The following is a 25,996-nucleotide window of genomic DNA, read 5'->3' on the forward strand; positions in this document are numbered from 1 at the left end:
GAACTATGAGTGATGAATGAGTAAGTTAGAAAATAGGACATTTCATCATTCATCATCACAATGCATCTAAAATTTTCCCAAGATATTAAGTTCCTGCTACAAAGGTTAGCCCAACAGCCATTGAGTCTGGGCAATATTTTGGCAGAAACCTCAGAACGGGGTTTTAGCTTGGTGATTACATTATTGGTTTTGCCATTTTTGTTTCCTGTACCACCTGGATTAACTGGACCATTTGGTGGTGCTTGCTTGATCTTGTCAGTTCAGATGGCTATGGGAAGGCGATCGCCTTGGCTCCCTAAAAAAATTGCTACATACAAATTTCCCCGTTCTTTTACCGAAATAATTTTAAAAAACCTACAACGAGTAACCAGAATTTTAGAAAAAATCACTCGTCCCCGATGGGCAAAAATAGCAGAAAATCCTTTGACTTGGCGAATCAATGGTCTTTGTATCTCTTGGTTGGCAATTTTGCTCATTTCACCAATTCCTCTTACCAATCCCATTCCTCCAGTGGGAATATTACTTTTGGCAGTAGCCACTATAGAATCTGATGGTTTGTTGATGTGCGTTGCTTACGTTTTCACGGTTTTGACGACTTTACTATTTGGATTCATCTTTTATGCTTTGTGGATGTCTCCCAGTTTATTGCCAAAAGTTTTCCAATAAAAAACGCCCTACTATCATTAAACTCGCCATCAAGACTACAGATCTTAGTTGACGGAAGCAAAACCCCCACTGGTTTTTTGCTATTCAATTAGGCATAATTGTCGATAGCGCAACAAATATGCTAAAGGAGCTCCCTGGAATTTTTGTGGCTTTACTTTGCTAGCGCACGGAGCCTTCGGGACAAAAAAGTAGAGCGATCGCATCCTAATTTTAGTGCCATAAAGTAGACAATTGTTAACTACTTAAGGCGCTATGCCAAGCCCAAAATTACTGAAGTAAGAGTTTTTCAAAAATCAAAAGATAGTTTATCAGGCTTAAGGAGAACGAATATGTCAAATGACTTAAATTCCTACTTACCTGCACCGACTAAACAACGATTTGCAGCTACTTTTCATGTAGTAAGACCGATTAGCTTCTGGGTACAGTTAGCACTAGGCGCTGTTTCTGGCTTGGCTTTGGCGTTGGCTATATTTAGCCGTAATTCCACTGTCCAAACAACGACGAATTCGGTTATGGGATTTGGCGTTTTTTTAGGTATTATTGGAATTTTAGTGCTGTGTTTCAGGGTCTATTGGGTCAACCGCTACAGGCGTTTAGACAAACTTTTACAGTCTCCTAACCGTGAATTACATCCAAGGAAAGAGGACGTAATTCAAGCATTACAAATTGGATTAATCGTCAGTTTGATAGGGCTATTGTTAGCTTTTTTAGCATCTGAAGTGACCGTTATTGCTGTACTATCAAAATCTCTAGCTCTGCCTCAAGGAGTGGCAGTCTATAGGCCTGAAAATGTCATTCGTTCCCTAGATCTTTTTGTAGTTTTGGCAAACGTCAATTTGATTGGCGCTCACCTTGTAGGAGGCGCTACTTCACTTGGGCTGCTTAACTGGTTAGATCAATAGTAAATAATTTTGAATTGTTTTGCCCCCCCTACACTCCTCATAAGAAAAAACCCCCAGCCACAGACTGAGGGGGGCAATTAGGGTGCATCTACCATCTCTTTATCCAACATTACCCCCTCCATATCCGGAAGAATAACAAAAGCAAGGGGAGCAGGGGGAGACTATTTTGTTTAAGGTTTTCTGTTGCGCGTTTATGGTATTTTCGCCTTTTGAAACACCTGCTCCGCAGTCAATTCCAGTCCCTTAAACAGGGAATCTGTAAGTAGTTGTTCTCCCATGTGAGTCTGGGGTGCTGCATCTGGGTAAAAAACAGTAATGCTTCTGGCTTTAGAATCTACCACCCAAACCCGCAGCACCTGGGCGTCTAAATAATCTTTTGCTTTAGCAGTCATTTGTCCAAAGGTTTGTCCTGGTGAAATAATCTCAATGACCAAATCGGGGGGAACAGAACACGCTCCGTCTTGTTCCCAGTCGGCAGGTAAACGTTCATTAGAGATGTATAAAATATCAGGTGTAGGCACCCAATCTCGCCCCCGACGGGTTAATGCAATAGCCAATTCTGGACAAACTTCACCTTTGCCTTCACACCATTGCTCAATTAAATAGAGAAGAGCGCGGGTAAGCTTAGAGTGGAATTTTTTTGGTGACATCTTAGGAATTGCCTGACCATCAACAAGTTCGTAGGTGATATCTCCCTCGCCTAGGGGAAGATTCAGAAACTGTTGCAAGGTCAGTGGATTGTTTACCTGAAGTATCATGGCGCAGGTTGGGTGGCGGCTCTTCTTAATTTTAAATTACATTCCCTGCAACACCTGTCGGATGGTATCTGATGGCACTTGGTCGGTAATCGTCACCACACCAATTTGTGTAGGTAGAATAAACATGACTTTACCTGCTTGAACTTTCTTGTCTACTTGCAAAGCCTCGATAATTGCTTCAATATCCACGCCAGACGGTAACTGAGTTGGTAAACCAGCTTTTTGAATGAGGGCGTCTTGACGTTCAGTCTCTTCCTTTTGCCACATCCCCAGTTTCACTGCAATCTGCCCTGCTGCAACCATGCCAATGGCGACTGCTTCGCCATGATTCACGACTCGATAACCCGTCAAACTTTCGACTGCATGCCCGATGGTGTGACCGTAGTTGAGAATCGCCCGCAGTCCGGCTTCTTTCTCATCTTTGCCCACGACATCAGCTTTTGCTTGACAAGAACGCTGAAGTATAGATTCAATCAACTCAGCTTTTACATAGCGTAGTTGATCCAAGCGTTTACTCTGTTCCATCTCGGCAAATAATTGAGCATCCCAAATCACCCCGTACTTAATGACTTCTGCCATTCCGGCACGGAACTCACGCATTGGCAAAGTTTTCAGCACCTGTTGGTCAATTAAAACCAAGCGTGGCTGATGAAACGCCCCAATCAAGTTTTTACCTTGGGGATGATTGACACCAGTTTTGCCACCTATTGCTGCATCCACCATTGCCAAGAGTGAGGTTGGCACTTGTACAAAGTTAATCCCCCGTAGCCAAGTGGCAGCGGCAAAGCCAGTCATATCCCCAATGACACCTCCCCCCAAAGCTACCATTGTCGAGGAGCGTTCTATACGGTTTTCTAGCGCGGTATCATAGATTTTTTGCACAGAACTGAGGGTTTTGTAGCGTTCACCTGGTGGGAGTGTGCAATTTGTCACTTTAAACCCAGCAGCTTCCAAAGATGCAACTGCCCTTTCGCCATATTGTTTAAAAACAGTCGGGTTAGAAACCAGGAGTACTTTCTTGCCCAGCTTCAAATTGCTCATCATCTCGCCCAGTTGATCTATACCACCTGGAGCGTTTGCAATCTCATAAGACTGTTGTGGTAGATTTACGTTAATAATAGAAGCCATCACCAAATCCCTTTCCTAGCGCCCGACGGCTGTATTCTACAGCATTAGCACTCCCCATGCCCAAATGCACAACGCTTTGTGGTTTAACTTTTCTAAGCTGCGTTCAGGGTCTAGAGGCGCAAGGTCTCTGCGTTGTATGGGTTTCAGGGATATTTTTTATCCCTGAAACCCCTAACCCCTAACTCAAATTAATTCGTCATCTCCTGAATAACTTGACCAGGACCGTTAATTTCAACTGACCTGTTACCAGCTTGGTCAACAGAGATGCGGAATAAGCGTTCACCCTCAGATGTGGTATAATTTGTCTGTTGACCGCCGCGTTCAACTTGAACGGGGGCAGCGTTCAATTGCAGCTTGTTTGTTCTCTTATCAAAGAGATTCATCCGCGTTTGGCTGCCTTGGCGAAACACCCTAACACTATAGTTTTCCGTTTGGAAGTTAGCGACCGTCGTTTGTGTTGGTGTTAATGTGGCGGAGGGTTTACTAGTTGTTTGAGCGATAACAATCCCAGTTTCAAACCCTAACCCACTGACAAGCATCAAAGCACTAGCAATAAGAGCGTATTTCATATCCTAAAGTTGCTATTCAATTGTTACTTTCACAAGAAATATGGACTATTCTAACTATAAGTCTTCCCTTGTTATAGGGTAACTCAAGAAAGTTCAAGGAATATTTTTATTGAGCGCTTCATCTCTAAATGATTCAATAATATTGATAAACCATTATGGAGAAACTGCAATGTTTGGTGTAATAGCTTACTTAGTCTTCTTGGGTCTGTTCTTTGGTATCGCTGTTGGGTTGCTTTTCGGTTTGCGTGCTATTAAGCTGATTTAATTGATTTTTTGGAGTCTCACGCCAAGGCACAAAGCGGGCAAAGGATGAGCTGAAGGATAGAACGAATGATTTGTTTTGACAGATAAATCCGTTAGATCCGTTTTATCATCCGTTGCCAGTCTTGGCGTGAGATGTTCATCGAACCACGGTTTCCTTAGAGGCTTTATGTTGACCTACAAAAGGAGAACGCACCTCTAGACCGAGTAAATTCAGCATTTGACTGTCAGCATCGTATGCAGGACAGGGAGTCGTCACCGTTAACATATGCCCATTGTCACTGGAAAAGATGGAATTGGCTCCCGCTAAGAAGCATAAAGCTTGCTCTAATTGCGAAAGTCTAGCTCTACCTGCGCTTAGACGAACATCAGACGCAGGCATTAAAATACGTGCTGTGGCAATCATTCGCACCACATCCCAAATGGGGACATCGGGCTGATTTTCCAAAGGTGTGCCCTGAACTTGCGAGAGAATATTGATTGGCACTGATTCTGGATGTGGATGTAGGGTTGCCAGAGTGTGCAACATAGACACGCGGTCATCCACACTTTCGCCCAAGCCGAGTATACCACCAGAACAGACGGTCACATTAGTCTGCCGGACATTGTTAATCGTGTTGAGGCGATCGCCATAAGTCCTGGTTGTAATGATAGTGCTGTAGTAGTCCTCTGAGGTATCCAAGTTATGGTTGTAGGCGTAAAGCCCTGCTTCTTCCAAGCGCTTGGCTTGTGATTGAGTTAGCATACCTAAAGTGCAGCAGACCTCTAATCCTAATGCTGTCACCTCTTTGACCATTTCCAACACTTGCTCAAATTGGGAGTTGTCGCGCACCTCTCGCCACGCAGCGCCCATGCAGACACGACTCACACCGCTTTCTTTAGCTTGTTGGGCAATGCTGACGACTGTTTCTTTTTCTAAGAGTGCTTGTGCTTTAACCTCTGTTTTGTAGCGGGAGGATTGGGCACAGTAGCTACAATCTTCTGGACAACCCCCTGTTTTAATAGATATCAGTTTACAAACCTGTATTTTTCGAGGGTCGTGGTATTGGCGATGCACGCTAGCAGATTGATAGATAAGCTCTAGCAGAGGTGTATCATATATTTCACGTATTTCTGATTCTTGCCAATCGTACCGTATTACTACTGTCATCTCTATCCTTTGTAAGGTTTTTGCATAATTTTAGCTCTTCCTCACGTATTAACTAATCCATGTTGATAATACATCAACCCTCACTGCTGCTAAATTATGAAAAGTGGGTAATAGCTTTGGGAGAAAATATTAGTAGTATATGGAATTGGAACTGCCACATATTACAACAGAACGTCTGTTCTTAAGACTAGCAAGCAAGGAGGATATACCTGCAATCCTCACATTTTATGCTGAAAACAAAACATATCTCACTCCATTCTCTCCTCCTTGGTCTGATAACTTCTTCACTCAAGAGTATTGGCAGAATCAGGTAGAGAATAACTATTTAGAATTTATTAACGATATATCATTAAGATTATTTATTTTTTCTAAAAATAGTCAAAAAATAATTATTGGACTTATCAACTTTTCTAATTTTGTCAGAAGTGCCGCTCAGTACTGTAATGTAGGATACGGTCTTGCAGAGGTTGAACAAGGAAAAGGTTATATGACAGAAGCACTGCAAGCGGCTATTCAGTATGTATTTCAAGAATTAAACATGCACCGAATTATGGCAAATTATATGCCTCACAACCAACGCAGCGGCAATGTCCTGAAAAGGTTAGGATTTGTTGTCGAAGGGTATGCCAGGGACTACCTGTTAATTAATGGAAAATGGCAAGATCACATCCTTACAAGTATGACCAACCCTAACTGGCGGGTAAACCTATAAGCTTTTACACATCTCATTCAAGGATTTAAATCCTAACAAGATTACACTCTACAATAATTTTGGATAAATCTGATGGCTTTGGCTGAAACTTCAAACAACACGAATTCTACCAATCCTTTTCTCAACCTCAGCTACGAAGGTGCCCTTGAATCCCTAGGCGACGAGTACTACGATGAAGTTGTCGCAGCAGAATTTCCTCAACATATTTTGCGCTGGCGTAACGATGCACTTCTACCCAAATTAGGACTAAACTCGGAATTCGTAAAAGACGAACACTTCATCTCAGCCTTTGGCAAATTTGAGGGACGAAAACCACTTTTGGCACTACGTTATCACGGCTATCAATTTGGAGAATATAACCCTTTTTTAGGTGATGGCAGAGGCTTTCTTTACGGACAAGTACGCGGTACTGATGGCGAACTATACGACTTTGGCACCAAAGGTTCCGGTAAAACTCCTTACTCTCGTGGTGGCGATGGTATACTAACACTTAAGGGCGGAGTACGAGAAGTTCTCGCTGCAGAAATGCTACACCACTTAGGTGTACGTACTTCACGGTGTTTGAGCATGATTGAAACAGGCTTATCCCTTTGGCGAGGTGATGAACCCTCCCCCACCCGTTCCTCAGTGATGGTTAGGATGAGCCGATCGCACATTCGGTTTGGCACTTTTGAACGACTGCACTACTTACGCCGTCCGGATTTGACTCAAAAGCTATTAGACCATGTCATTGAGCAGTATTACCGACCTTTAATTGGTGAAAAAGATAAATACGCTCTATTTTACGCAGATTTAGTCAAACGGACAGCAGAATTGGTAGCGCAGTGGATGGCAGCTGGTTTTTGTCATGCTGTATTAAATACAGACAATATGTCTATTACAGGGGAGAGTTTTGACTACGGTCCCTATGCGTTCATTCCCAGTTACCAGCCTTACTTTACCGCTGCCTATTTCGATTATTATGGACGCTATAGCTATACTCATCAACCTGGTATTTGTAAGTGGAATTTAGAAACACTCCAAGACGCCCTAAAGGCTGTTATTGAGCCAGCGGATATGCAGACTGGATTAGCTAGATTTGATGAGCATTATCATAGCGAATACCGCTCTTTGATGTTGAAGAAGTTAGGTTTTGAGCAGTTGCTACATCCAGAAGCCGATGAACTTTTAAACCTAACAATTCAGTTTTTACAAGATAGCCAAGTTGGTTATCACGAGTTCTTTTACGAGATGGCTCGCACCTTTAGCGTGAAATGGCGAGATGAACCAGGCTTGATTATGGCAGATTCTGATATTGTACCTGCATCAGGGACATCAGAAATTTTTGATAATTTGTGTATCACCTACCACAAAATATTAAATCATTTTGACCTTGAGCAAATAAACATCATTGCCCAAACTCTAGCTCGTTACAATCCCAAAAGTGTGATACTAAGACCAGTCATTGAATCAATTTGGGAATCTATTGCTCAGGAAGATAATTGGCAACCTTTTTATGAGTTAATTAAGCGTATTCAGTCGGGAAAATAGTCAGATTTAACTTGTTGCATACCCAAGTATTAAAACTCTTGCAAAAGTCAATTTTTTGAAAATAAACCACAGATGGACACAGATGTAGGCGTAAGCCGTGCCGTAGGCTATACCGCAATACGGTTCAGTTAAGGATTTTTGGTGAGATTCGGTGAGGTGTAGAGACGCGCCATGGCGCGTCTCTACATTGCCGTGCTGATAACTGTTTTGGTCTTATCTGAACGGTATTGGGCTATACCGGCATTTATCTGTGTTCATCTGCGTCCATCTGCGGTTCAAAAATTCATAAATCGTATTTTTGCAAGAAGTCTAATGAAGTAAAATTTATCTAAACATTATTTGGTTGATACACTGCACCAAACGAGTGGTCAGGATTAATCGAAATCACTAAATCAACAAATGTAGGGGATTTTACCAAGCGGTTGATGAACAATTCTGGGTGCAAAGAACGCCAGAAATAATTGACAAATTGCTCTATCTGTTGTTCGTTCATTCCTGGTTTACCAGCAGCAATCATTTGCCGTTCCGCCTGTTTGCGCCACTCTAGGGAAAGGCGGTAATCTGTGGGATACAGCAAAATTAAGCTATCCAACATCTCCCACAGTGGTAGATAGTCGCTGAGTTTGCTATTCATCTCACGGGCAAACGCCTTATCCTCTTCTGTTACAATTGGAGGTGGCGCTGTGTCAAATGCCGCAGGGTCAATTGGTCGTACACCCACAAACCAACCTTCAAACAAAACAATATCCACATTCTCTACAATTTCCGGAGTGGTTCTATCACCAGCACCCGCGTGGAGAGATTTATCAAAGCGGGGAATTGCTACTGACGTTTGGCACTCGCGGATTTGGTGGAGTACAGTTAAACCCAGTTCTACATCGTGTGTTCCTGGGGGACCACGCCAAATCAAGCGGGGGTCTTGCTGTTTTAATGCCAAGCGCTCATCGTATGTTTTATACAAGTCATCCAAAGATAGACTGACGGTGCGATATCCTAACTGTTTGAGAATCAAGCAGAGAATGCCGCACATTGTCGTTTTGCCTGTTCCTTGTCCCCCTAAAATACCCTGTATAAAAGGACGCCTTAACTGTTGGCGATAAGATGCTAGTTGTCTTGCCAAAGATAGCCAGAAATCATTGTCATTTGTCATTAGTTATTCTCTCCCCACTCCCCTTACTTCCCCATCTTCTTCAAGAACCCAGTTTGAACGCTTCCAGAAACAGGCTGTAAGTTAGACCAATTTTGAGGATATTGAGTGATTCTACCCAAAGCGCTTGTCGCTCTCGTATACTACGACCATAAAATATTCTATTGCCAACTTCTGTCAACGCCACTAACGTCGCAGCGACAACAACGTCCCATTCAGCAGTTTGTCCTGCTGTGGTGGAGACTGCGTTTCCTAGAAAAAAACCGAGCAAAAAACTAATTACTAGAACCGAAAATCGCCGCCAAGGATTGAAAAACCACAACCTTAAGCGTAATGCAATAGCATTGAATAAGTTGTTTAAACGTGTGTTTTGCATGAATGGGACTTCCGAAATGACTAGGAAAGGCATTGCGCCCATACGTTGTGAATTTTGGATTTGAAACTTGAATTTCTCTTACCCACCTCCCCTTTTTGGTGTAATCTTGCTTAAATAGTAGTGTGGGTATCTTTTGGGTGTTCAGCAACCCTACAAAATTTATACTTTTCTTCTTTGTAAGCAACAACATTGCTGTTTTGCTTAAAGAAGCATACATGATATATTTCACGCACTAGTTCCCAGAGAGCCTTTGGTAGGCAACTTTCTTGAGATTGCCCTTACCATAACTCGACTGCTATTCGGTTAAGCAAAAAAATACTTATTAGTAAAATATATTACCATGAAGCCATCGGTGTATCATCACGCTGTTCTGGTTGCTGTTTCATTGGGGCTGCTTTTTCTACCAATGGGATGTGGTCAGATGAGTGTATCTTTTGAGTCAACAGAACTAGAAACATCTTCTCTACCGCCAGATCCGACACAACAGGAACAGAGCGCGGCCCTATCATCTGTTTCCACGGTATCCAATTCAGTGTCCACAAAAAGTAATGGAGTAGAAAGCAGCACTAGGGAGGTTGACAATACCGTTATGACCAAACATCCTGGCTCAGGTGGGAAAGGAGCGAATCAAGGAACTTTACGGATGAGCAACCAAACCAATCAAGCTGTGCGCCTTGCGCTACTGTCGCGGCGCTCCTTGGCAAAAGGCTCTTCTTCTGGACAAACTAAAGATACCGTTCCTACACATTGGGATTTTGCTCCTCAAGAAGGTAGTGAGAAAGGATTGGTTCTAGGCTTGCCTCAAGGTAAATTAGAACTGGAGAAGGGAGATATTTTAGTTGCCTTTGCACAGGATGGTTCTCGCCACTACTGGGGACCATATGTTGTTGGGGAAACTTCTTCACCAAGTTGGAATTCCCAAAAGAAAGAATGGCAACTTATCCTGAGTCATTAGTCTAGAGTAGTTCGTCACCCAAAAAGTGACGGCTGAAGGTCAGGGTGTAGGAAGTATGGTGTAGAGGAAGAAACATTTAGTCCATTTTAGTTTTCATAGACTGTAGAGACGTAACATACTACGTCTTTGCAAGATATGAATATTACTATTGACTCCTGACTAATGACTAATCGCGATGCGTGACAAATGGTTTAACAATATAGACAAGCGTCCAGCCCTCGTTGTGACTTTGTCGATTTTATGGTTAGTTTTGATTGGTGGGGTGGCATTCTTTTGGCATTTGGGCAGTATTGGCTTAATTGATGAGACAGAGCCACTGTTTGCTGAAGCCTCCCGCCAAATGTTTGTGACTGGTGATTGGATCACTCCGTTCTTCAATGGCGAAACTCGTTTCGATAAACCTGCTTTAATTTACTGGTGTCAGGCGATCGCCTACTCAATTTTTGGAGTGAATGAATGGGCGGTACGTTTGCCTTCAGCGCTTGCGGCGACAGGTTTGATGTGTCTTGTATTTTACACTATACAGTGGCATTTGGCAAAACAAGATTATCTGGAGCAAATCGTTCGCCCTTCTCGACACTGGTTAACAGCTGCTTTAGGAGCCGCTGTCATGGCATTGAGTCCACAAATGATCGGCTGGGGTAGAACGGGTGTTTCGGATATGTTGCTCGTTGGTTGCATGGACTCAGCTTTGTTGTGCTTTTTTCTGGGGTATGCCCAACCCTTAAAATCAGAAGTAAAAGCGCGGTGGTATTTAGCTTTTTATATACTCACTGCTGGTGCGATTTTAACCAAAGGACCAGTGGGAATTGTCTTACCTGCGCTGATTATTGGCATATTTTTGCTTTATTTGGGAAACGCAAAAGAAGTTTTGCGGGAAATGCGTCCCCTGACGGGTTTGCTCATTACTTTGTGCTTATCACTACCTTGGTATGTGCTGGTTATTTGGCGCAATGGCGAGAATTATATTAATTCGTTTTTTGGATATCACAATATTGAACGATTTACAAGCGTAGTCAATCGCCATTCAGCCCCTTGGTATTTTTACTTTCTAGTCGTGTTGCTGGGCTTTGCACCATACTCAGTGTACTTACCTTTAGCAATAGCAAGGCTGAAATTTTGGCAGCGAAACGACTGGCGCTCCCAAGAACGCTCTAGCCAACTTGGTTTATTTGCCTTTTTCTGGTTTACTGGTATCTTTGGCTTTTTCACCATTGCCGTTACCAAACTCCCAAGCTACGTGTTGCCCTTAATGCCAGCCGCCGCTATTTTGGTAGCTCTGTTATGGAGCGACATCATTAAGGACACGGGGAGGCGGGGACAAGGAAAAATTTCCCCATCTCCCCATCTCCCCCTCCTCTTTACAGGCTGGGTGAATGTAGCATTTTTATCAGCACTGGCAGTGGCAATGTTTTACGTTCCTCAGTTAATAGGTAGTGATCCGGCTGCGCCGAACTTCCGCCAGTTGCTTCAACAATCAGGTGTAACAGTGCTAGGAGGTGTGATTTGGCTCCTTTGTGCTGTTCTGCTTGCGGCAATACTTATGCGTCGTCGTTACCAGCCTGTGTTAATGGTGAATGTGTTGGGGTTTGCGGCGTTTTTGGTTTTTGTCCTCACACCTTGTTTATTTTTGATGGATCAGGAACGTCAGCTACCTTTACGGGAATTGTCTGCGACTATAGTGCAAGCACAACGACCTAGTGAAGAAGTGGTCATGGTGGGCTTCAAAAAGCCTACAGTAGTTTTTTATACTCATCGTCATGTCACTTACGTGAAAATGTCTTCGGCTGCTGCACAATATATTCAAAACAAAGCTGCAAAGACAGCACAGCCTGCCTCAGTACTGGTTCTGGCTCAACCGAAAAAGTTTCCTGAAATGGGCTTAAAGCCAACTGATTACGAAAATTTAGCCACGAGAGGTGCTTATCAATTAATTCGAGTTCCTTTGAAAAAATAGTTAGTGGATAGTAGGTAGTAGGTAGTGGGTAGTGGTCAACAACTAACAACTAACAACCAACAACTACCAACTAACTAATAACCTTTCAAAGTTTTATTAATCTCGTTTAGCAAGTCTTCCATTGATATAGAGCGAGGTAAAATTTGGGAGGTAATAGTACCCACCAGAGTTTCTATTGACTCAAATTTTTTATCTGTATCCTCTTGACAAATGTCAGGTTGTGCATATTCAAGATCATTGGGATTTAATCGCTGGTCGAGGAGTAAAACTGGTGGTAAGTTGAAAGGCAACTGTCCCAATGCTTTCAAGGCAGAGTACACTTCTTGTTGAATGGTAGACTCTCCTAAACAAATAAGCACTAAGTCAATACTTTGGTGGCGAATTTGCTGTAGCAGTTCTGCCCAAGACCGACTCATGGATGCTTTGAAGCCCGCTGTTTGCAGATACTGAATCAAAGCTTGGAACCACTCACAGCCACGAGAGGTTGTCAAGGGACACAGAGCATTTTCCCCAAAAATAGAGCCACTGAATGAGGAGTTTTTTTCTGTCGGAGAACCCCTCATCTGCTTGTGTTTTGCCTTTGGTAAATCCGGCAGGATGGCTAAATCCAGCACTAAGATGCTGGGTGGGCAGCATGCACCAGATGCAATTTGCAACACTGATAACAAAGCATCTGTTTTCTTCCCACCATGACACTTATCTGTATCCGATGGCGTTAGGCAAGGGAACACAGAAAGTCCAGCCATTTGAGAAGCAACCTGCGTAGTTAATACATTACACGTCACAAGCGGTAGGTCTGCCAAACGAGGGTGCTGACTAAGTTGTTTTAGCAAAGCTTCGGCTGCTGGCATTTCTGTATCCAGCAAAACGACATCAAACTGCCAAACCCGAGACAGCAGTTCTGCCTGATCCAGGTCATCCACTTCAATGACTTGGTGCTGTTGAAGTAACGGGTGCGAAGTCAGAGATTCACACTCAGGATTGACCAACCTCAAAATTTTCAGTGGTGTGTTATCACAGACAAATTCTCCATGATCTGATTTTTGCTGCTTTCCTTCTGGTGCAGCACATAGACCTTCTATGAGCGGTGTCAAGACCTGATGTTGTACTGGTAAGCTCAAAAAACCATCCGCTCGGTTAGTAAATGCTTGCTCTTTTTCCGCTCCTGTTGCTGTCACAATGATGGGGATGTGACGAGTTGGGTCATCGGACTTGAGTAAGGTCAGTACATCCCAACCCGACAGCAAAGGGAGCAACGGATTGAGGAAGATAGCTTTGGGTTGCAAGCGCCGAGCTTTTTCTATGGCTTCACATCCTGAGCGAGCAATCACCACCCGATAACCCAAACCTGTCAGTTGTTCAGTCAAATCTTCAATATACCGAGCTACTGCCTCAACCACCAACACCAGCGACTTAGAAGAAGTAGGGTGATGGGATGATGGGGTGTAGACGACCGGAGGGCGGTGAGTAGGAGGGTTTCCCGACCTAGGCGACTGCGTCAGCCCTTCGGTCACACTTCGTGTTAGCGTAAGCTCCTCGCGGAGCGACGAGGCACGGGTAGCGTCTTTGCTGGAGATACCCGTTCGGCGTAGCCGTGCTGCAAGCATAGGGCTTTTCGTAGACGACTGGAGGGCGGCTTCTTGTAGAGTCGGGTTGGGGTGACGGGGCGAAAAAGAGTTTCTTCCTATTTCCTCATCTCCCAATCTCCCCACCTCTTTAGGGGGACTGGGGGGAAGGAGCAGTGTAAACTGGCTACCCTTGCCTTCGCGAGACAAGAAGCTGACATCTCCACCGTGGAGACGAGCTAAGGCTCTGGTTAAAACAAGCCCCAGACCTGTTCCTTCATGCTGGCGGGTGAGGGGATTTTCCAGTTGTTGGAATTTCTGAAAGATTAAATGCTGTTGGTGTTCGGGAATCCCAATCCCTGTATCCCAGATTGTAAAGGCAATCCAACCTTCCCAACGACTGACCCACAGACCAATTTCACCACCTGTTTCAGTAAATTTGAAGGCATTAGAAAGCAGGTGTACCAGCATTTGGCGCATACGCAACTCATCCGCCATAATCTGGTCTAACCCTGGTTCAATTGAGAGGGAGAATTGGTGTTCTTGTGGAGGCGTACCTTGAGCTTGGGTATTTAATGAAGCTCTGGTACTTTGTGTATGAATAGCTTTTGCCTCAGATACAGCACGATCGCACACTGTCTGAATTTTAACGTTGGTGAGCGTTAGCTCCATTTGACCCGTCTCCATACGGGTCAAATCTAAAATATCATTGACCACACTCATCAGGTGGCGTCCACTTTGATGAATCAGTCCTGCATAACGGGCTTGACGCTCGTTTAATGCTCCCAACTGCTGATCCACCAGTAACCGCGATAACCCCAAAACGGCAGTTAAAGGAGTTTTGAGTTCATGACTGATACAAGCTAAAAACTCATCCTTTAACCGATTGAGTTGAATTAAATCAGCATTCTTCGCTGCTAGTTCTTTGCAAAGCTGCTGCTGCTCTGTTACGTCAGTAGCTAACATGAGCCATAACTCAGTACTCAGGACTTTTAACTCAGAATTGTCTAAAGGGATTTTGGCAAATTGCCAAACTCGCTCCTGACCATTTTGCACCTCTACGACGCAGGTACAAGTCCCTAGCTGGCTATCGAAAAAGCAGCGATTTGATGCAGAATTTTCCACCAAAGGCTGCTGTTGAAAGTCATGATTTCGAGGAGCGGCCAATGTTGACCGAGGTGACACACCTTTTTGAGGCATGGCTTGGCTCACACCTGACAAAGAATTTTCTTCACAGCCATGTTCGTTCCTGCCAAAGGAATACACCTTAGGTGCTGTTTGAGTACCGTATTGTAATTTTTTGGCTGGGGCATTTGCTAATATCGATTCTACCTGTCGCCTGACTCCTTCTGGGTCTTTCAAGGCTCCCAATTGTTGCCACCAAGCCGGATTTTGCGTCACAACTTCGCCACTGCTTGTTTGTAACATCAAAGGCCAAGGCAGTCGTTCCAATAACTGGACCAGTGGCTTACATTCTCGTTTTTGGTTACGTGGGTGAGTTTTGCTAGTATTGGGATTTCGAACACCAGTGGCTTCAGCGTAATGATGAAGAGTATCAGCAGAAGACCTCTGAACTGTTTTCCTGGAATTTTTGCGGCTAGTCCCCTTGTTTGTATCAATTCCCAATTTTTGCTTTGTCAAAAATTGCAACAGGCGCGAGCTATCCACCAGCCCCAAAAATTTGCCATCTAAGTCAATGACTGCCCAATCTAAATTCGTGTTTGCTTGGATTTGTTGGGAACGCAAAAATGAGCTAAATTGCTCCACATCGAAAGAAGCTGGTATTGTCTGTATAGGTTCAATTAAGCTTTGACCCAGTGTCGAGAGGGGCTGCTGTAAGTCTAAACCCTTAGAACGACCTTCGCCTTCTGCTGCCAGTAATTGTGGGATTAAACGGGCAGAGTAAATCAATCCTACTAAGGATTGTTGCTCATCCAAGACTGCTAGGCGATCGCCGAAGGCGGGCGTTCCGCCATCGCCCTTTGGGCGGCTCCCTTTGGGAGCATCGCCTCTGTAGAGCGGGCGCTCTGTGCCAATGCTTTCTGGGCACGCTACGCGATCGCACTGCTCTTGTTGAAAAATCTCCAGCGCACCTGCCAGAGTTGTTGTTTCTAAGCAACTGGGTACGGTTGCTATAAAGTCATAAAGCGGGTACTGTAGCATTGACATAAGGCAATGAGGTCACTCTTCTAAGGGTTCGCGCTTCTGGCAACACTAGCTAACTGCCAAAGACGCTTTGGGTGTTTGCGTATGAAGCTATATCCTCTAAGAAGACTGTGTTTAGCATTCTTCTCATAAATTGAATGCCTTAGAGACAAAGAGCTTCTTCCTTGCTGACAAATTGTTTACCAGCAAGAGTGGTCATAGTAGCGGCAATTCCCTTTGCCGCTTGGCAGTATGGAAGTTACTCCACCCGGTGGTCAGCCGCTAATCTTTGACGAAGCTCCCCTAAAAAATCAGGGAAACCCTCCAAAGAACGCTGTCTGAGCGCCCTTATGGTGTTAGGGCGTTTACACCAGTGTCTTGCTGGTGTTGAAACTCATAATTGATAGCGACAGCTACAACAATTATGGCTCCAAAGATTCGCTTTAGAACCTTTAGGAATTATAATGATTTAGAATGCGACAATCGTTTATTTTCGTTTAAATATCTTATTGCGGAACAATGTAACGAAATCTCTATTTAGATAGATATGAATTTGCGAATGACGAACTTACTACTACACCAATGACACTTAGTGACGGTAGCAGATGTTCACCTTGATCTAACCTGCATTACTCTGTTTAAAGAATGAGTCCTCTTCTACGTATCTGTGGACGGCGACTGCAAAAGTGGGCTTCACCAGAACTCACCCCCATTTCTACAATAAACGCCTCCTCAACGACTTACTAAGTTTTATAGAGCAGTGACGGTAACAGGTTGTTAGTGCTGTAGCAATATCTGTTGACACAGAGCAAGTCCTTTGGGTAAAATAGCAAGTTTTTTCTGCTTTCAGTTTACTGTAGAAATCTTTCTGGTCATAACCTAGAGCAGTTCTGATACCGAAAACTTGGAGTGGCGGCTCCCGCACCCAACGCGTATGTAGCTCCAAATCAGTGTTTACTTAAGTGGCTGCTACAAAATATAAATATAATACTAAGTTTTAATTGTTTCTATGCTGTTAAATATTACACGCTAAAATCCCACCAGTTTTTTCAACAAATGACGAGAGCCGACCAACGGGCATTGTTGCAACAACTCAAATCAGACTACCGTCAAATCCTCATAAATTACTTTATTACCACAGACAAAACACTAAAAGAAAAAATTGATAAATTTATCAATGCAGTATTTTATGCTAATATTCCTGTGCCCCAAATTATAGAAATTCACATGGAACTCATTGACGAATTTTCCAAACAACTAAAAATGGAAGGACGGAGCGACGAAGCATTACTTGATTACCGTCTGACATTGATTGATATACTGGCTCACTTATGTGAACTTTATCGGTGTTCGATTCCTAAATAGAATAACTTAATCAAAGTTTAGCAGCCCTTGCTATCGGAAATCACCCCAGTATCCTGTAGTTCTGTCTTCACTTATAGCCTGTACTTCTATGAATAAACTAAGAAAAACCTATGTTCTCAAGCTTTATGTGGCAGGGAACACCGCAAACTCAGTACGGGCATTAAAAATACTCAGAAATATTTTAGAACAAGAGTTTCAAGGCGTTTATGCTTTGAAAGTTATTGACGTGTTAAAAAATCCACAACTGGCAGAAGAAGATAAGATATTAGCCACGCCGACTTTATCTAAAATTTTGCCTCCACCGGTTCGGAAAATTATTGGAGACCTTTCAGATAGAGAAAGAGTATTGATTGGATTGGATTTGCTTTATGAAGAACTAAGCGAAGACGAGCAAGAAGAATTAGAACAGTAGACTATAATAATATAACGAAAAAATGACTACATACCTTATTAAAACAATAACTAGGTTTCATTGGGATTTGTAAGCGTCAACAATGAGTGAGACAGAAAATTTAGACTTCAACAAAACACCGACACTTGGAGGTGTAGAAAAAATTCGGACAATGATAGAGGGCTTTGACGATATTAGTCATGGTGGGTTCCCTGTAGGAAGAACGACCTTAGTTAGCGGCACCTCTGGAACTGGCAAAACTTTATTTTCTCTTCAGTTTCTTTATAACGGTATTACCTACTTTGATGAATCAGGAGTCTTTGTTACATTTGAAGAATCTCCTAGTGATATTATTAGAAATGCCTGTATTTTTGGTTGGGATTTGCAACGCCTCATTAATGAAGGAAAATTATTTATACTCGATGCTTCTCCTGATCCAGAGGGACAAGATGTCGTTGGCAACTTTGACCTTTCAGCCCTGATTGAGCGCCTGCAATATGCTATTCGCAAGTATAAAGCAAAACGCGTTTCTATTGACTCAGTCACAGCAGTCTTCCAACAGTATGAAGCTGTGGGAGTGGTGCGGCGAGAAATATTTCGTCTTGTAGCGCGTCTCAAACAGCTTAATGTCACCACCATTATTACTACAGAACGCACCGAAGAATACGGATCTGTTGCCTGTTTTGGAGTAGAAGAGTTTGTTTCTGATAATGTGGCGATTGTGCGTAATGTTTTAGAAGGAGAACGTCGCCGCCGCACAATTGAAATACTCAAACTGCGCGGTACAACACATATGAAAGGTGAATATCCTTTTACAATTACCAATGAAGGAATTAACATTTTCCCATTGGGAGCGATGCGCTTAACTCAAAGGTCTTCAAACGTTAGGGTATCTTCTGGCGTTAAAACCTTAGATGAAATGTGCGGCGGTGGTTTCTTTAAAGATTCAATTATTTTAGCAACAGGAGCAACTGGTACTGGTAAAACTTTGTTAGTTAGCAAGTTTCTGCAAACTGGCTGTATGCACGGCGAACGGTCGATATTATTTGCTTACGAGGAGTCACGCGCTCAACTCTCTCGCAACGCTTCCTCATGGGGAATTGATTTTGAGGATTTAGAACGTCAAGGTTTGCTAAAAATAATTTGTACATATCCTGAATCAACTGGTTTAGAAGACCACTTGCAAATTATTAAGTCAGAAATTGCTGAATTTAAACCATCTCGTATTGCCATTGACTCTCTTTCCGCGTTAGCACGAGGTGTAAGCAATAATGCATTCCGGCAATTTGTCATTGGTGTTACCGGTTACGCCAAGCAAGAAGAAATTACGGGCTTTTTTACTAACACAACCGACCAATTTATGGGGTCGCATTCGATTACAGACTCCCACATTTCCACGATTACTGACACAATTTTGATGTTACAGTATGTAGAAATTCGGGGAGAAATGTCGCGGGCAATTAACGTATTTAAAATGCGCGGTTCATGGCACGACAAGGGTATCCGCGAGTACAATATTACGGCTGACGGTCCCGAAATTAAAGATTCTTTCCGCAACTACGAACGGATTGTCAGTGGTGCTCCTACCCGCGTTACTATCGATGAGAAGGCGGAACTGTCTCGCATTGTCAAAGGATTTCAGGACAAACAGAGTTCCGATTTCTAAACTTGGCATCGTGATATATTCTCTGGTGAGAAAACGGTTTCTGCCGCTTAATTTTCGTGTGAGGGGATGCGGTGAAAGGACAGCAAATATTCAGTAGCTTCTTACCTGGTGTAACAGCAGCAGTATTAACAACGCAGCCCGCTTGGGCTGATACTGTGAAAGTACCTGGGGTAAGGTTTTTTGCCTATCCCAGTGCTTTGACTTCCACCTACGATAGAACCACCTCGATTGCACTCAACATCAACACACAGCTGGCTCCTGCTGTTGGCAACAGTCTTTCTGTCCCAGCGCTACCTGCTGTTGGTGTTATGGCAGCTGGTCTAAAATCTGTAAGTGGTAACAGTGTTGGGGTAATACTGAGTGGAAAAACTGGTGTGCCAGTAGGAAAAGTCACAGGGAAGGTTCAAGGTGTGCTTATGAGCTTTAAACCTACCTCAAAGCAAACTCAGCTAATAAATAAGATTCGTTCTGCGACTAGCACGCAAAAACAGAATCACCTAACAATTGCTGCTCAGGAATCAAAAAACACAATTGTTCCTAACTCTACCTCAAGACCCGCCTCCTCTGTCCAACAAACAATGCCTCCTTCTTCTAGACAGCTTGCTCAAGGAAAGAAAAATCCTGATGCTCAGTTACCAAAAGTGTCAGAAAATCCAAGCAGGATAATAGACGCAGCCAAGCTAATGGAGCAGGTGGAGTTGTGCATACAAAAACAGGGGAAAAGTCAGGTTGGTCGTTCTGCTTCTGTGCTCCTGAGGTCGTCTACTTGCTCACAACAAACTGCCGACAATCAGGTAGCTCAGGCAGGTTCCTCAACGCCTGCACCAGCGACTCCAACGCAAACAACGCCTACACCAACAACACCGACGCAAACAACGCCTACACCAACGACTCCTGTGCCAACAACTCCGACCCCAGCAGGTTCGGTGCAAATCCCTGATTATCTCAATGCCAATCCTAACCCTCTACAGTTTCCTACCAAACCAGAAGAAGTGAGGGTTCAGGGAATTCAGCCAATTACTTTGGCACAGGCTCTGGAGATAGCACGACGAAACAATCCGGAGCTACAAAGAGCGTTAGTGACTGTAGAACGCAGTCGCGCTGGCGTAAGGCAGCAGCAAGCTGCTTTGTTACCTACAGCTAGTCTTAGTACTGATGTAACCCGTAGTGGACCTGGTTTCTTGGAACAAGAGACACAACAACAGACACAACAACAGACACAAGGATACTCTACTACAAGTTTCTCTGGTACCGCGCAAATAGAGTATGACATCTACACCTCTGGGAACAGGTCAGCCAACATCCGAGAAGCTGAGGAACAGCTACGTTCGGACGAATTGGAAGTTGAGGATCAATCTGAGGTCATCCGCCAGGATGTCACCACTCAGTACTACGACTTGCAACAAGCAAATGAAAACGTACGCATTTCCCAGTCTGCCGTGGCAAATGCCCAGGCTAGTTTGCGGGATGCCCAAGCTTTAGAAAGAGCTGGTGTTAGTACTCGATTCGAGGTTTTGCAATCTCAGGTCAATTTAGCAAATGCTCAACAAGACCTGACAAATGCTATCTCACAGCAGCGAATTGATCGTCGTGAGTTAGCACGACTATTGAACTTGCCGCAGTCAATCAATGTCAGTACGGCAGACCCAGTAGGAATAGCAGGTCTGTGGAATATTCCGCTGGAAGAAACTATTATCTTAGCTTTGCAAAACCGTCCGGATCTGCAACAACAACTGGCGCAACGCAACATTTATGAGCAACAGCGACGGCAGGCACTTTCGCAGCTAGGTCCTCAAGTTAGTTTGGTTGGCAGTTACGGGGTAGATGATGCGTTTGACGATAACACAAGCATTAACGATGACTATTCGATAGGACTCAGAGCCAACTTGACTTTGTACGACGGAGGCGCGGCAAGAGCTCAAGCAGATCAAGCCAGAGCTAATATTCGGATTGCTGAAAGTCAATTTACCACGCAGCGCAACCAAATTCGCTATGACGTGGAACAAGCATATTCTCAATTGCAATCTAATTTGGAGAATGTTCAAACTGCTAATACTGCTCTTGAACAGGCTAGAGAGTCTCTGCGCTTGGCACGTTTGCGATTCCAAGCAGGTGTAGGTACTCAAACTGACGTCATTGAAGCAGAAAATGACTTGACGGAAGCTGAAGGTAATAGAGTCGAGGCAATTTTGAATTACAACCGTGCTCTGGCTACTTTACAACGAGCGATCACCGCTAGGTCATCAAGATAAATGAGTCAGTACTTATCAGTCATGAGTCATTTGATTGTAGATGATGGACTCTCTATTGTAGACTTTTGACTGATATTTTAAATGTTTAAGTTTTTTGGTAATGTACTCTGCTCTTTCCTTGTGGCATTGCAGAGTACAATCTTTTTATCATCAAAAGCTTGAAAAACCGTTTTTTATTAGTAGAATTGCTGCTTTTCAATAACTCTTTTAGCAAAAAATATACTGTTGATTTCTTTGTGCTACTTATAACCTAAAACACATTCAGGGAAACGGTTGGTGAGGAATATAGAGTATCAATCCTAAAAAGAGCCAAAAGGTTGCAAAAAGCTTCAATTCGTAAATATCAGCGTACAGGTTATACATCTTTCGACAGATTGTTGATTTTAGCAATCAAAATTGGAATATCCTAGCATAGAGGAAAACTTTAAGGACTGGATAGAACACAATCTGATGACAAAAGTTACGGCAAAAGAAATTGCACAGATTCGCTCTCAAGTTGCAGAAGACCTCACATCTATGGAAGCACTGGATCTTATTGAGGAATGTGAGGGAGATTTAGAAGATGCAGCAATGACTTTAGCTATTCGGGCAGGACAAGAACCAGAACGAGGGAATTCAGAGTGGTTAGATGCTGTAGCTCGAAGATGGCGTACTGTCATTTGTCAACAAGAATTTCGGGATGATTTGCTGAATGGCTCAGTTAAGGCGATGATGGAACACCTGAAAACAATGCCGACGTTTCCTAATGATTTAGCAATGCCAGTTTTAATATATGTCTTGAAGAAAGGTGTAAATAATTTTTGCGAACCTCTTGACTTAGTACAGTAGTGTACTCACACAGTAATCTATTCAAGCAGGTACTGCTCACCCAAACCCTCCATATTTAGCTAGAAAAGTTAGTACAAATTTTTTCTAGCAACAAATAAGAAACTAAGCTAAAGATGTAAAGGGATGAACGCTATTGGCTTTTTGCTGATAATCTGGATTTGAGCGCACGTTTTATTTGACCTTTATAAGAAACAACCCTTATCAGACCTTAATTTCAACATCAATGAATTATCTTGTTGCTGTTTTACCAGACCGCATCGAAGCAGAAGCTGCTTACCTAGCGTTAGAGAAAGAAGGCATAGAAGCTACAATTTTAGGTAAAGGTTACAAAAGTGCAGATGAGTTTGGCTTGATTGACCCTAACGAGCAAGCGAAGAAGCAATCGCGGCTCATGGCTTTTTGGTTAGTGCCGTTTGGATTTTTCGGTGGACTCGCTTTTAACCTACTAACTCGTTTGGATACTTTTCCTTGGGCAGGTCAAGTTGGTAATGCCATCATTGGAGGACTGCTGGGCGCTGGTGCTGGCGCTATGGGTAGTGTATTTGCTGGTGGTGGAGTTGGTTTAGTAGTTGGTAGCGGTGACGCTTTACCTTACCGCAACCGCTTAAATGCTGGCAAATACCTGATTGTAGTTCAAGGCTCTGAAAGTCTCACCCGTCAAGCAACCCGCGTTTTGCGTCAGTTTGAGCCAGAAAATCTTCAAGGTTACGCTGACACAACTATTCGTTAGTCTATAGGTAGTGGGTAGTGGATAGTGGATAGTGGTATACAACTAACAACCAATAACCAACAACTAACAACCAACAACCAACAACTAACGATTCATAACTATATAGAATGCTGCCACGGGAAGAACTTTTAAAAGGTGTTGAAAATCGAGATAGTATAGCTCGTGTTATTGACCAAGCTGACCAAGCTATTAAAACCTGGGAAGTCGTTTTGACTGATTTTCTGTCTCCACCAGAGTTGGCAGAAATTCAACAGGTGTTTAGCCGTCTGACAGAAGTGCAATTGGTGGCGTGGGGTGGATATCCCCAAGCCGAACGCCAAAGAATTGCGATCGCCCGTTCTGAAGTTCCCCTAGATCAATCCCAAGTCGCCGTCACCGCTTTAGATATAGCAGGAAATTTCCTCTTTGATACCGCCACTCACCGCGACTTCTTGGGCGCTATGCTAGGAACTGGTCTTGTCCGCGAAAAGACGGGGGATATTATTGTACTTGGCGAACGGGGGGCACAGGCAATTGTCGTGCCAGAGTTGGCGGAATTTTTAGAGATAAATCTTAAGCAGGTGCGTTCGGTTCCGGTGAAAACTCAGCCCATCGAGTTCAGTGAGTTAAAGGTGCGGGAACCGAAGAAGAAAGAATTAACCACCGTGGAAGCTTCTTTGCGGTTGGATGCGATCGCCTCTGCTGGTTTTGGGATGTCGCGCAGCAAAATGGTTGAGTTAATTGACGGTGGTGATGTTCGCGTCAATTGGAAGGAAGTCTCTCAAGCAAGTTCTCAAGTTAAAACAGGCGATTTAATCGCCATTCGCGGTAAGGGACGTTTGGAAGTTGGGGAAATAGCTGTTACTAAAAAAGACCGCTACCGTGTGCAGTTGACAAGATATATGTAGAGACGTTGCATTACTACATCTCTACAAAGTTTTTGTCTTAAACTGTTTTTCTAAAATATACAGCAGAGTTCTGCGCGGGACGAACCGAGATAATCTGCTGATGAAGTGAGTGCTAAAGCCGCCAATAACAACGATTGAATCTCCCCTTTCCAAAGCTTTCAAAGATTCGCGCACCACTTGTTCTGAAGTAGATATTTTATTTGTTTTAGCTGCAAGGGCTGGGGGAAAATTAGCTTCTGTAAAGAAGTTTGTCTCAACTGGTCCTGGACAAGTGACTAGTACGCGCACACCATATTGACGATTTTCTGCCCACAATGCCTGACTAAAACTGACAATAAACGCTTTGCTAGCAGCATAAAGAGAAATGTAAGGCATCGGTTGAAATGCGGTGAGAGACGATACATTAATAATGCTTCCAGAACGACGTTGCCGCATTTGTGGCAAAAATTTATGAGTTAAATCTACTAATGCCAGAATATTCAATTGCACCATCTTAATTTGCCGTTCTCCGTCGCTTTCGGCAAAGTCGCCATAGTGAGCAAAACCAGCATTATTGATTAACAAATCAATCGTCAATCCCTTTGCTTTCACAGCATCAAATACAGTATCAGTAGCGCCCGGTTCTGTTAGGTCTTTAACAAGAATATCTACTTGAATTTTGTATTGCTCTTGCAAATGAGATGCCAGCTTGCTCAATTGTTCTTTTGAACGAGCAACTAAAACAAGATTCGTATTGCGTGCAGCTAGTTCCTCTGCAAAGGCTTTACCAATACCGCCAGAGGCACCAGTAATTAAAGCTGTTGACATTCTGGATATGACTTTGGTTTTTTAATCTCTTTACAGATACTAACAATAGTTCCTGCAAGTTTTAACCGCCCGGAGTTATATACCCAAAGAGTCAACACATCAACCGAGCGATCGCCTCCATACAAGCGGCGATTGATAGTATAGAGCAAATTCCTCCAGAAACACTAGCAGCAAAAACAGCACAAATTAAATTACCGCCTTACAAGCATGATTTTGGCCAGACTGTCAGTAGTGTTGCAGATGCTGAACAAACTGACACCTTGATTGAAGCAGCAAAGCTATTTGCTTTGCAAGCTGCACAAGCATTGCAAAATCCACCCCACCGTGTACCAAAGTGGGAACAAATTGAAAAATTGTGGTTACAAGCAATTGATCGACTGGAAAACATTAATGAATGACTTGGATCACTTGCTTGTTCAGAGAAGTCTATGTTAGTATGATGAAAGTGCGGACGTATAGCTCAGTTGGTTAGAGCGCTACGTTGACATCGTAGAGGTCACTGGTTCGAGTCCAGTTACGTCCATATTTTCCTGTACAGTGACTAATTATGTGTCTGTGCCTTTACCCATAACTTTGCCGCAATGGCAAGCTTATACTCCTAATTTTCTCCGGCAAAGTTATGCTTCCAATTTTTTGATTGAAGGTAAAGGGGAATCCCTCAAGTTCGCTCCTTTAAGTTTACACACCAAGTTCACGTCTTGCTTCATGTAAAACAGCAGCGATAGGACACACAGATAAATTTTAGGCTTTAACTATACCATTTCGGGAGGCAGTCAGTTTACTTTGCCACTCTAGTTTTTTAGATTACCTTTATTTTTCCTTAACCTCTAACTTGAAAATGGGTGTAAGGGTGTAAGGGTGTAGGAAGAGTCAAATTTTCATGCTACTTAGAGGGATTTTCCCGTGATTAAGTCTATTGAACTTCCAACGATTCAGTATAGCGGTCAGACTAAGCCTAATTTTTCTTTGTTTTACTTTCCTCTTCAGGTTCCTTGACTTCATTATTCTTAGATGTAGTTTCTGGAGTATTCGGGTTTCTGTCTGTAACTCCAGGAGAACGAGAAGAATCATCAGATGTTTGGTCTTCTGCGTCAGATTTTTTTGGTTTTTGATTTTCTGTATTCATACTGGAAGGAAAATATTATATATTTTTCAGTAAACCAATTTACATTTTGGATGATTTTTAACAATATTCATATCCCTCCTAAGAGTTAATTTTGCTTTGGAGATGAGGAAGCCGCATCTGGTG

25 protein-coding genes and 1 tRNA gene are annotated in these 25,996 nt (G+C 43.2%); 16 read left to right on the forward strand and 10 right to left on the reverse strand.

What is annotated here, in order from left to right; all coding sequences use genetic code 11:
- The first annotated feature begins 60 nt into the window (after nucleotides 1-60).
- Together MAS10914_RS0116230 and MAS10914_RS0116235 are read left to right on the forward strand one after the other, a co-directional pair.
- Nucleotides 61-666 (forward strand): exopolysaccharide biosynthesis protein, encoded by a 606-nt coding sequence (locus MAS10914_RS0116230; protein ID WP_017317002.1) that lies wholly within the window; start codon nucleotides 61-63, stop codon nucleotides 664-666.
- Between the two features lie 329 nt (nucleotides 667-995).
- Complete coding sequence (locus MAS10914_RS0116235; protein ID WP_017317003.1) at nucleotides 996-1,568, forward strand: DUF3611 family protein; 573 nt, start codon at nucleotides 996-998, stop codon at nucleotides 1,566-1,568.
- Nucleotides 1,569-1,759: 191 nt separating this feature from the next.
- Here MAS10914_RS0116235 and MAS10914_RS0116240 read toward each other — a convergent pair whose 3' ends face one another.
- The 3 genes from MAS10914_RS0116240 to MAS10914_RS0116250 all read right to left on the reverse strand — a co-directional run bounded on the left by MAS10914_RS0116240 (nucleotide 1,760) and on the right by MAS10914_RS0116250 (nucleotide 4,023).
- Nucleotides 1,760-2,326 (reverse strand): Uma2 family endonuclease, encoded by a 567-nt coding sequence (locus MAS10914_RS0116240; protein ID WP_017317004.1) that lies wholly within the window; start codon nucleotides 2,324-2,326, stop codon nucleotides 1,760-1,762.
- 36 nt (nucleotides 2,327-2,362) lie between these two features.
- On the reverse strand, nucleotides 2,363-3,454 hold the full coding sequence (aroB, locus tag MAS10914_RS0116245) for a 3-dehydroquinate synthase (protein ID WP_017317005.1): 1,092 nt from the start codon (nucleotides 3,452-3,454) through the stop codon (nucleotides 2,363-2,365).
- Between the two features lie 188 nt (nucleotides 3,455-3,642).
- Nucleotides 3,643-4,023 (reverse strand): hypothetical protein, encoded by a 381-nt coding sequence (locus MAS10914_RS0116250; protein WP_017317006.1) that lies wholly within the window; start codon nucleotides 4,021-4,023, stop codon nucleotides 3,643-3,645.
- Between the two features lie 169 nt (nucleotides 4,024-4,192).
- Here MAS10914_RS0116250 and petL point away from each other — a divergent pair, with 169 nt between their 5' ends.
- Nucleotides 4,193-4,288: a cytochrome b6-f complex subunit PetL gene (petL, locus tag MAS10914_RS0116255; RefSeq protein WP_017317007.1), complete on the forward strand. Its 96-nt coding sequence runs from the start codon at nucleotides 4,193-4,195 to the stop codon at nucleotides 4,286-4,288.
- Between the two features lie 135 nt (nucleotides 4,289-4,423).
- On the opposite strand, the gene bioB is transcribed toward petL, so the two are convergent.
- A complete protein-coding gene (gene bioB, locus MAS10914_RS0116260; RefSeq protein ID WP_017317008.1) occupies nucleotides 4,424-5,434 on the reverse strand; it encodes a biotin synthase BioB in 1,011 nt (336 codons plus the stop codon).
- Between the two features lie 139 nt (nucleotides 5,435-5,573).
- Here bioB and rimJ point away from each other — a divergent pair, with 139 nt between their 5' ends.
- Both rimJ and MAS10914_RS0116270 read left to right on the forward strand, forming a co-directional pair.
- The gene (rimJ, locus tag MAS10914_RS0116265; protein WP_017317009.1) at nucleotides 5,574-6,146 is read left to right on the forward strand and encodes a ribosomal protein S5-alanine N-acetyltransferase; all 573 of its coding nucleotides are present in this window, start codon (nucleotides 5,574-5,576) and stop codon (nucleotides 6,144-6,146) included.
- 72 nt (nucleotides 6,147-6,218) lie between these two features.
- Complete coding sequence (locus tag MAS10914_RS0116270; protein ID WP_017317010.1) at nucleotides 6,219-7,676, forward strand: protein adenylyltransferase SelO; 1,458 nt, start codon at nucleotides 6,219-6,221, stop codon at nucleotides 7,674-7,676.
- A 328-nt stretch (nucleotides 7,677-8,004) separates the two neighbouring features.
- Here MAS10914_RS0116270 and MAS10914_RS0116275 read toward each other — a convergent pair whose 3' ends face one another.
- The 3 genes from MAS10914_RS0116275 to MAS10914_RS36410 form a co-directional block, all read right to left on the reverse strand.
- Nucleotides 8,005-8,826: a hypothetical protein gene (locus tag MAS10914_RS0116275; protein ID WP_017317011.1), complete on the reverse strand. Its 822-nt coding sequence runs from the start codon at nucleotides 8,824-8,826 to the stop codon at nucleotides 8,005-8,007.
- A gap of 40 nt (nucleotides 8,827-8,866) precedes the next feature.
- Nucleotides 8,867-9,199 carry a DUF565 domain-containing protein gene (locus tag MAS10914_RS0116280; protein WP_026082595.1) on the reverse strand — a complete coding sequence of 111 codons (333 nt, stop codon included), beginning with the start codon at nucleotides 9,197-9,199 and terminating at the stop codon, nucleotides 8,867-8,869.
- A 335-nt stretch (nucleotides 9,200-9,534) separates the two neighbouring features.
- Nucleotides 9,535-9,708 (reverse strand): hypothetical protein, encoded by a 174-nt coding sequence (locus MAS10914_RS36410; protein WP_332248807.1) that lies wholly within the window; start codon nucleotides 9,706-9,708, stop codon nucleotides 9,535-9,537.
- A gap of 80 nt (nucleotides 9,709-9,788) precedes the next feature.
- Here MAS10914_RS36410 and MAS10914_RS36415 point away from each other — a divergent pair, with 80 nt between their 5' ends.
- Together MAS10914_RS36415 and MAS10914_RS0116290 are read left to right on the forward strand one after the other, a co-directional pair.
- Complete coding sequence (locus tag MAS10914_RS36415) at nucleotides 9,789-10,154, forward strand: hypothetical protein (RefSeq protein WP_332248808.1); 366 nt, start codon at nucleotides 9,789-9,791, stop codon at nucleotides 10,152-10,154.
- A gap of 175 nt (nucleotides 10,155-10,329) precedes the next feature.
- Nucleotides 10,330-12,111, forward strand: a complete 1,782-nt coding sequence (locus MAS10914_RS0116290) for an ArnT family glycosyltransferase (RefSeq protein WP_017317014.1) — start codon at nucleotides 10,330-10,332, stop codon at nucleotides 12,109-12,111.
- 74 nt (nucleotides 12,112-12,185) lie between these two features.
- On the opposite strand, the gene MAS10914_RS0116295 is transcribed toward MAS10914_RS0116290, so the two are convergent.
- On the reverse strand, nucleotides 12,186-15,839 hold the full coding sequence (locus MAS10914_RS0116295; RefSeq protein ID WP_017317015.1) for an ATP-binding response regulator: 3,654 nt from the start codon (nucleotides 15,837-15,839) through the stop codon (nucleotides 12,186-12,188).
- Between the two features lie 891 nt (nucleotides 15,840-16,730).
- Here MAS10914_RS0116295 and MAS10914_RS0116300 point away from each other — a divergent pair.
- The 7 genes from MAS10914_RS0116300 to MAS10914_RS0116330 all read left to right on the forward strand — a co-directional run bounded on the left by MAS10914_RS0116300 (nucleotide 16,731) and on the right by MAS10914_RS0116330 (nucleotide 23,940).
- Complete coding sequence (locus MAS10914_RS0116300) at nucleotides 16,731-17,186, forward strand: phosphatase RsbU N-terminal domain-containing protein (protein ID WP_017317016.1); 456 nt, start codon at nucleotides 16,731-16,733, stop codon at nucleotides 17,184-17,186.
- Nucleotides 17,187-17,274: 88 nt separating this feature from the next.
- Nucleotides 17,275-17,598, forward strand: coding sequence for a circadian clock protein KaiB (gene kaiB / locus MAS10914_RS0116305; RefSeq protein ID WP_026082598.1), 324 nt, complete (start codon nucleotides 17,275-17,277; stop codon nucleotides 17,596-17,598).
- An 82-nt stretch (nucleotides 17,599-17,680) separates the two neighbouring features.
- On the forward strand, nucleotides 17,681-19,243 hold the full coding sequence (kaiC, locus tag MAS10914_RS0116310; RefSeq protein WP_017317018.1) for a circadian clock protein KaiC: 1,563 nt from the start codon (nucleotides 17,681-17,683) through the stop codon (nucleotides 19,241-19,243).
- Between the two features lie 71 nt (nucleotides 19,244-19,314).
- A complete protein-coding gene (locus tag MAS10914_RS0116315; protein WP_017317019.1) occupies nucleotides 19,315-21,495 on the forward strand; it encodes a TolC family protein in 2,181 nt (726 codons plus the stop codon).
- A gap of 450 nt (nucleotides 21,496-21,945) precedes the next feature.
- A complete protein-coding gene (locus tag MAS10914_RS0116320; RefSeq protein ID WP_017317020.1) occupies nucleotides 21,946-22,323 on the forward strand; it encodes a hypothetical protein in 378 nt (125 codons plus the stop codon).
- Nucleotides 22,324-22,546: 223 nt separating this feature from the next.
- Nucleotides 22,547-23,053, forward strand: a complete 507-nt coding sequence (locus MAS10914_RS0116325; RefSeq protein WP_017317021.1) for a hypothetical protein — start codon at nucleotides 22,547-22,549, stop codon at nucleotides 23,051-23,053.
- 107 nt (nucleotides 23,054-23,160) lie between these two features.
- Entirely contained in the window at nucleotides 23,161-23,940 is a 780-nt protein-coding gene (locus MAS10914_RS0116330) for a photosystem II S4 domain protein (RefSeq protein ID WP_017317022.1), read from the forward strand.
- Between the two features lie 21 nt (nucleotides 23,941-23,961).
- Here MAS10914_RS0116330 and MAS10914_RS0116335 read toward each other — a convergent pair whose 3' ends face one another.
- Complete coding sequence (locus MAS10914_RS0116335) at nucleotides 23,962-24,747, reverse strand: SDR family NAD(P)-dependent oxidoreductase (RefSeq protein WP_017317023.1); 786 nt, start codon at nucleotides 24,745-24,747, stop codon at nucleotides 23,962-23,964.
- A 260-nt stretch (nucleotides 24,748-25,007) separates the two neighbouring features.
- Between MAS10914_RS0116335 and MAS10914_RS34285 the strand changes: the two genes are divergently transcribed.
- Both MAS10914_RS34285 and MAS10914_RS0116345 read left to right on the forward strand, forming a co-directional pair.
- A complete protein-coding gene (locus MAS10914_RS34285) occupies nucleotides 25,008-25,145 on the forward strand; it encodes a hypothetical protein (protein WP_017317024.1) in 138 nt (45 codons plus the stop codon).
- A 51-nt stretch (nucleotides 25,146-25,196) separates the two neighbouring features.
- A tRNA-Val gene (locus tag MAS10914_RS0116345) sits at nucleotides 25,197-25,270 on the forward strand.
- A 432-nt stretch (nucleotides 25,271-25,702) separates the two neighbouring features.
- Here MAS10914_RS0116345 and MAS10914_RS34290 read toward each other — a convergent pair.
- The gene (locus MAS10914_RS34290; RefSeq protein WP_017317025.1) at nucleotides 25,703-25,873 is read right to left on the reverse strand and encodes a hypothetical protein; all 171 of its coding nucleotides are present in this window, start codon (nucleotides 25,871-25,873) and stop codon (nucleotides 25,703-25,705) included.
- Nucleotides 25,874-25,996: the final 123 nt, after the last annotated feature.

It is taken from the genome of Mastigocladopsis repens PCC 10914 (genome assembly GCF_000315565.1).
In the GTDB taxonomy this organism is placed as follows: domain Bacteria; phylum Cyanobacteriota; class Cyanobacteriia; order Cyanobacteriales; family Nostocaceae; genus Mastigocladopsis; species Mastigocladopsis repens.

Bases quoted from the DNA above. Each gene is read 5' to 3' on its own strand.
- MAS10914_RS0116250 (WP_017317006.1), bottom strand. From the start codon at position 4,023: ATGAAATACGCTCTTATTGCTAGTGCTTTGATGCTTGTCAGTGGGTTA.
- kaiB (WP_026082598.1), top strand. From the start codon at position 17,275: ATGAATAAACTAAGAAAAACCTATGTTCTCAAGCTTTATGTGGCAGGG.
- MAS10914_RS0116240 (WP_017317004.1), bottom strand. From the start codon at position 2,326: ATGATACTTCAGGTAAACAATCCACTGACCTTGCAACAGTTTCTGAAT.
- MAS10914_RS34290 (WP_017317025.1), bottom strand. From the start codon at position 25,873: ATGAATACAGAAAATCAAAAACCAAAAAAATCTGACGCAGAAGACCAA.
- MAS10914_RS0116295 (WP_017317015.1), bottom strand. From the start codon at position 15,839: ATGCTACAGTACCCGCTTTATGACTTTATAGCAACCGTACCCAGTTGC.
- MAS10914_RS0116320 (WP_017317020.1), top strand. From the start codon at position 21,946: ATGACAAAAGTTACGGCAAAAGAAATTGCACAGATTCGCTCTCAAGTT.
- MAS10914_RS0116335 (WP_017317023.1), bottom strand. From the start codon at position 24,747: ATGTCAACAGCTTTAATTACTGGTGCCTCTGGCGGTATTGGTAAAGCC.
- MAS10914_RS0116280 (WP_026082595.1), bottom strand. From the start codon at position 9,199: ATGCAAAACACACGTTTAAACAACTTATTCAATGCTATTGCATTACGC.
- aroB (WP_017317005.1), bottom strand. From the start codon at position 3,454: ATGGCTTCTATTATTAACGTAAATCTACCACAACAGTCTTATGAGATT.
- MAS10914_RS0116330 (WP_017317022.1), top strand. From the start codon at position 23,161: ATGCTGCCACGGGAAGAACTTTTAAAAGGTGTTGAAAATCGAGATAGT.
- rimJ (WP_017317009.1), top strand. From the start codon at position 5,574: ATGGAATTGGAACTGCCACATATTACAACAGAACGTCTGTTCTTAAGA.
- MAS10914_RS0116325 (WP_017317021.1), top strand. From the start codon at position 22,547: ATGAATTATCTTGTTGCTGTTTTACCAGACCGCATCGAAGCAGAAGCT.
- MAS10914_RS0116275 (WP_017317011.1), bottom strand. From the start codon at position 8,826: ATGACAAATGACAATGATTTCTGGCTATCTTTGGCAAGACAACTAGCA.
- MAS10914_RS0116270 (WP_017317010.1), top strand. From the start codon at position 6,219: ATGGCTTTGGCTGAAACTTCAAACAACACGAATTCTACCAATCCTTTT.
- kaiC (WP_017317018.1), top strand. From the start codon at position 17,681: ATGAGTGAGACAGAAAATTTAGACTTCAACAAAACACCGACACTTGGA.
- petL (WP_017317007.1), top strand. From the start codon at position 4,193: ATGTTTGGTGTAATAGCTTACTTAGTCTTCTTGGGTCTGTTCTTTGGT.
- MAS10914_RS0116290 (WP_017317014.1), top strand. From the start codon at position 10,330: ATGCGTGACAAATGGTTTAACAATATAGACAAGCGTCCAGCCCTCGTT.
- MAS10914_RS0116230 (WP_017317002.1), top strand. From the start codon at position 61: ATGCATCTAAAATTTTCCCAAGATATTAAGTTCCTGCTACAAAGGTTA.
- MAS10914_RS36415 (WP_332248808.1), top strand. From the start codon at position 9,789: ATGACCAAACATCCTGGCTCAGGTGGGAAAGGAGCGAATCAAGGAACT.
- MAS10914_RS0116235 (WP_017317003.1), top strand. From the start codon at position 996: ATGTCAAATGACTTAAATTCCTACTTACCTGCACCGACTAAACAACGA.
- MAS10914_RS36410 (WP_332248807.1), bottom strand. From the start codon at position 9,708: ATGATAGGGCCGCGCTCTGTTCCTGTTGTGTCGGATCTGGCGGTAGAG.
- bioB (WP_017317008.1), bottom strand. From the start codon at position 5,434: ATGACAGTAGTAATACGGTACGATTGGCAAGAATCAGAAATACGTGAA.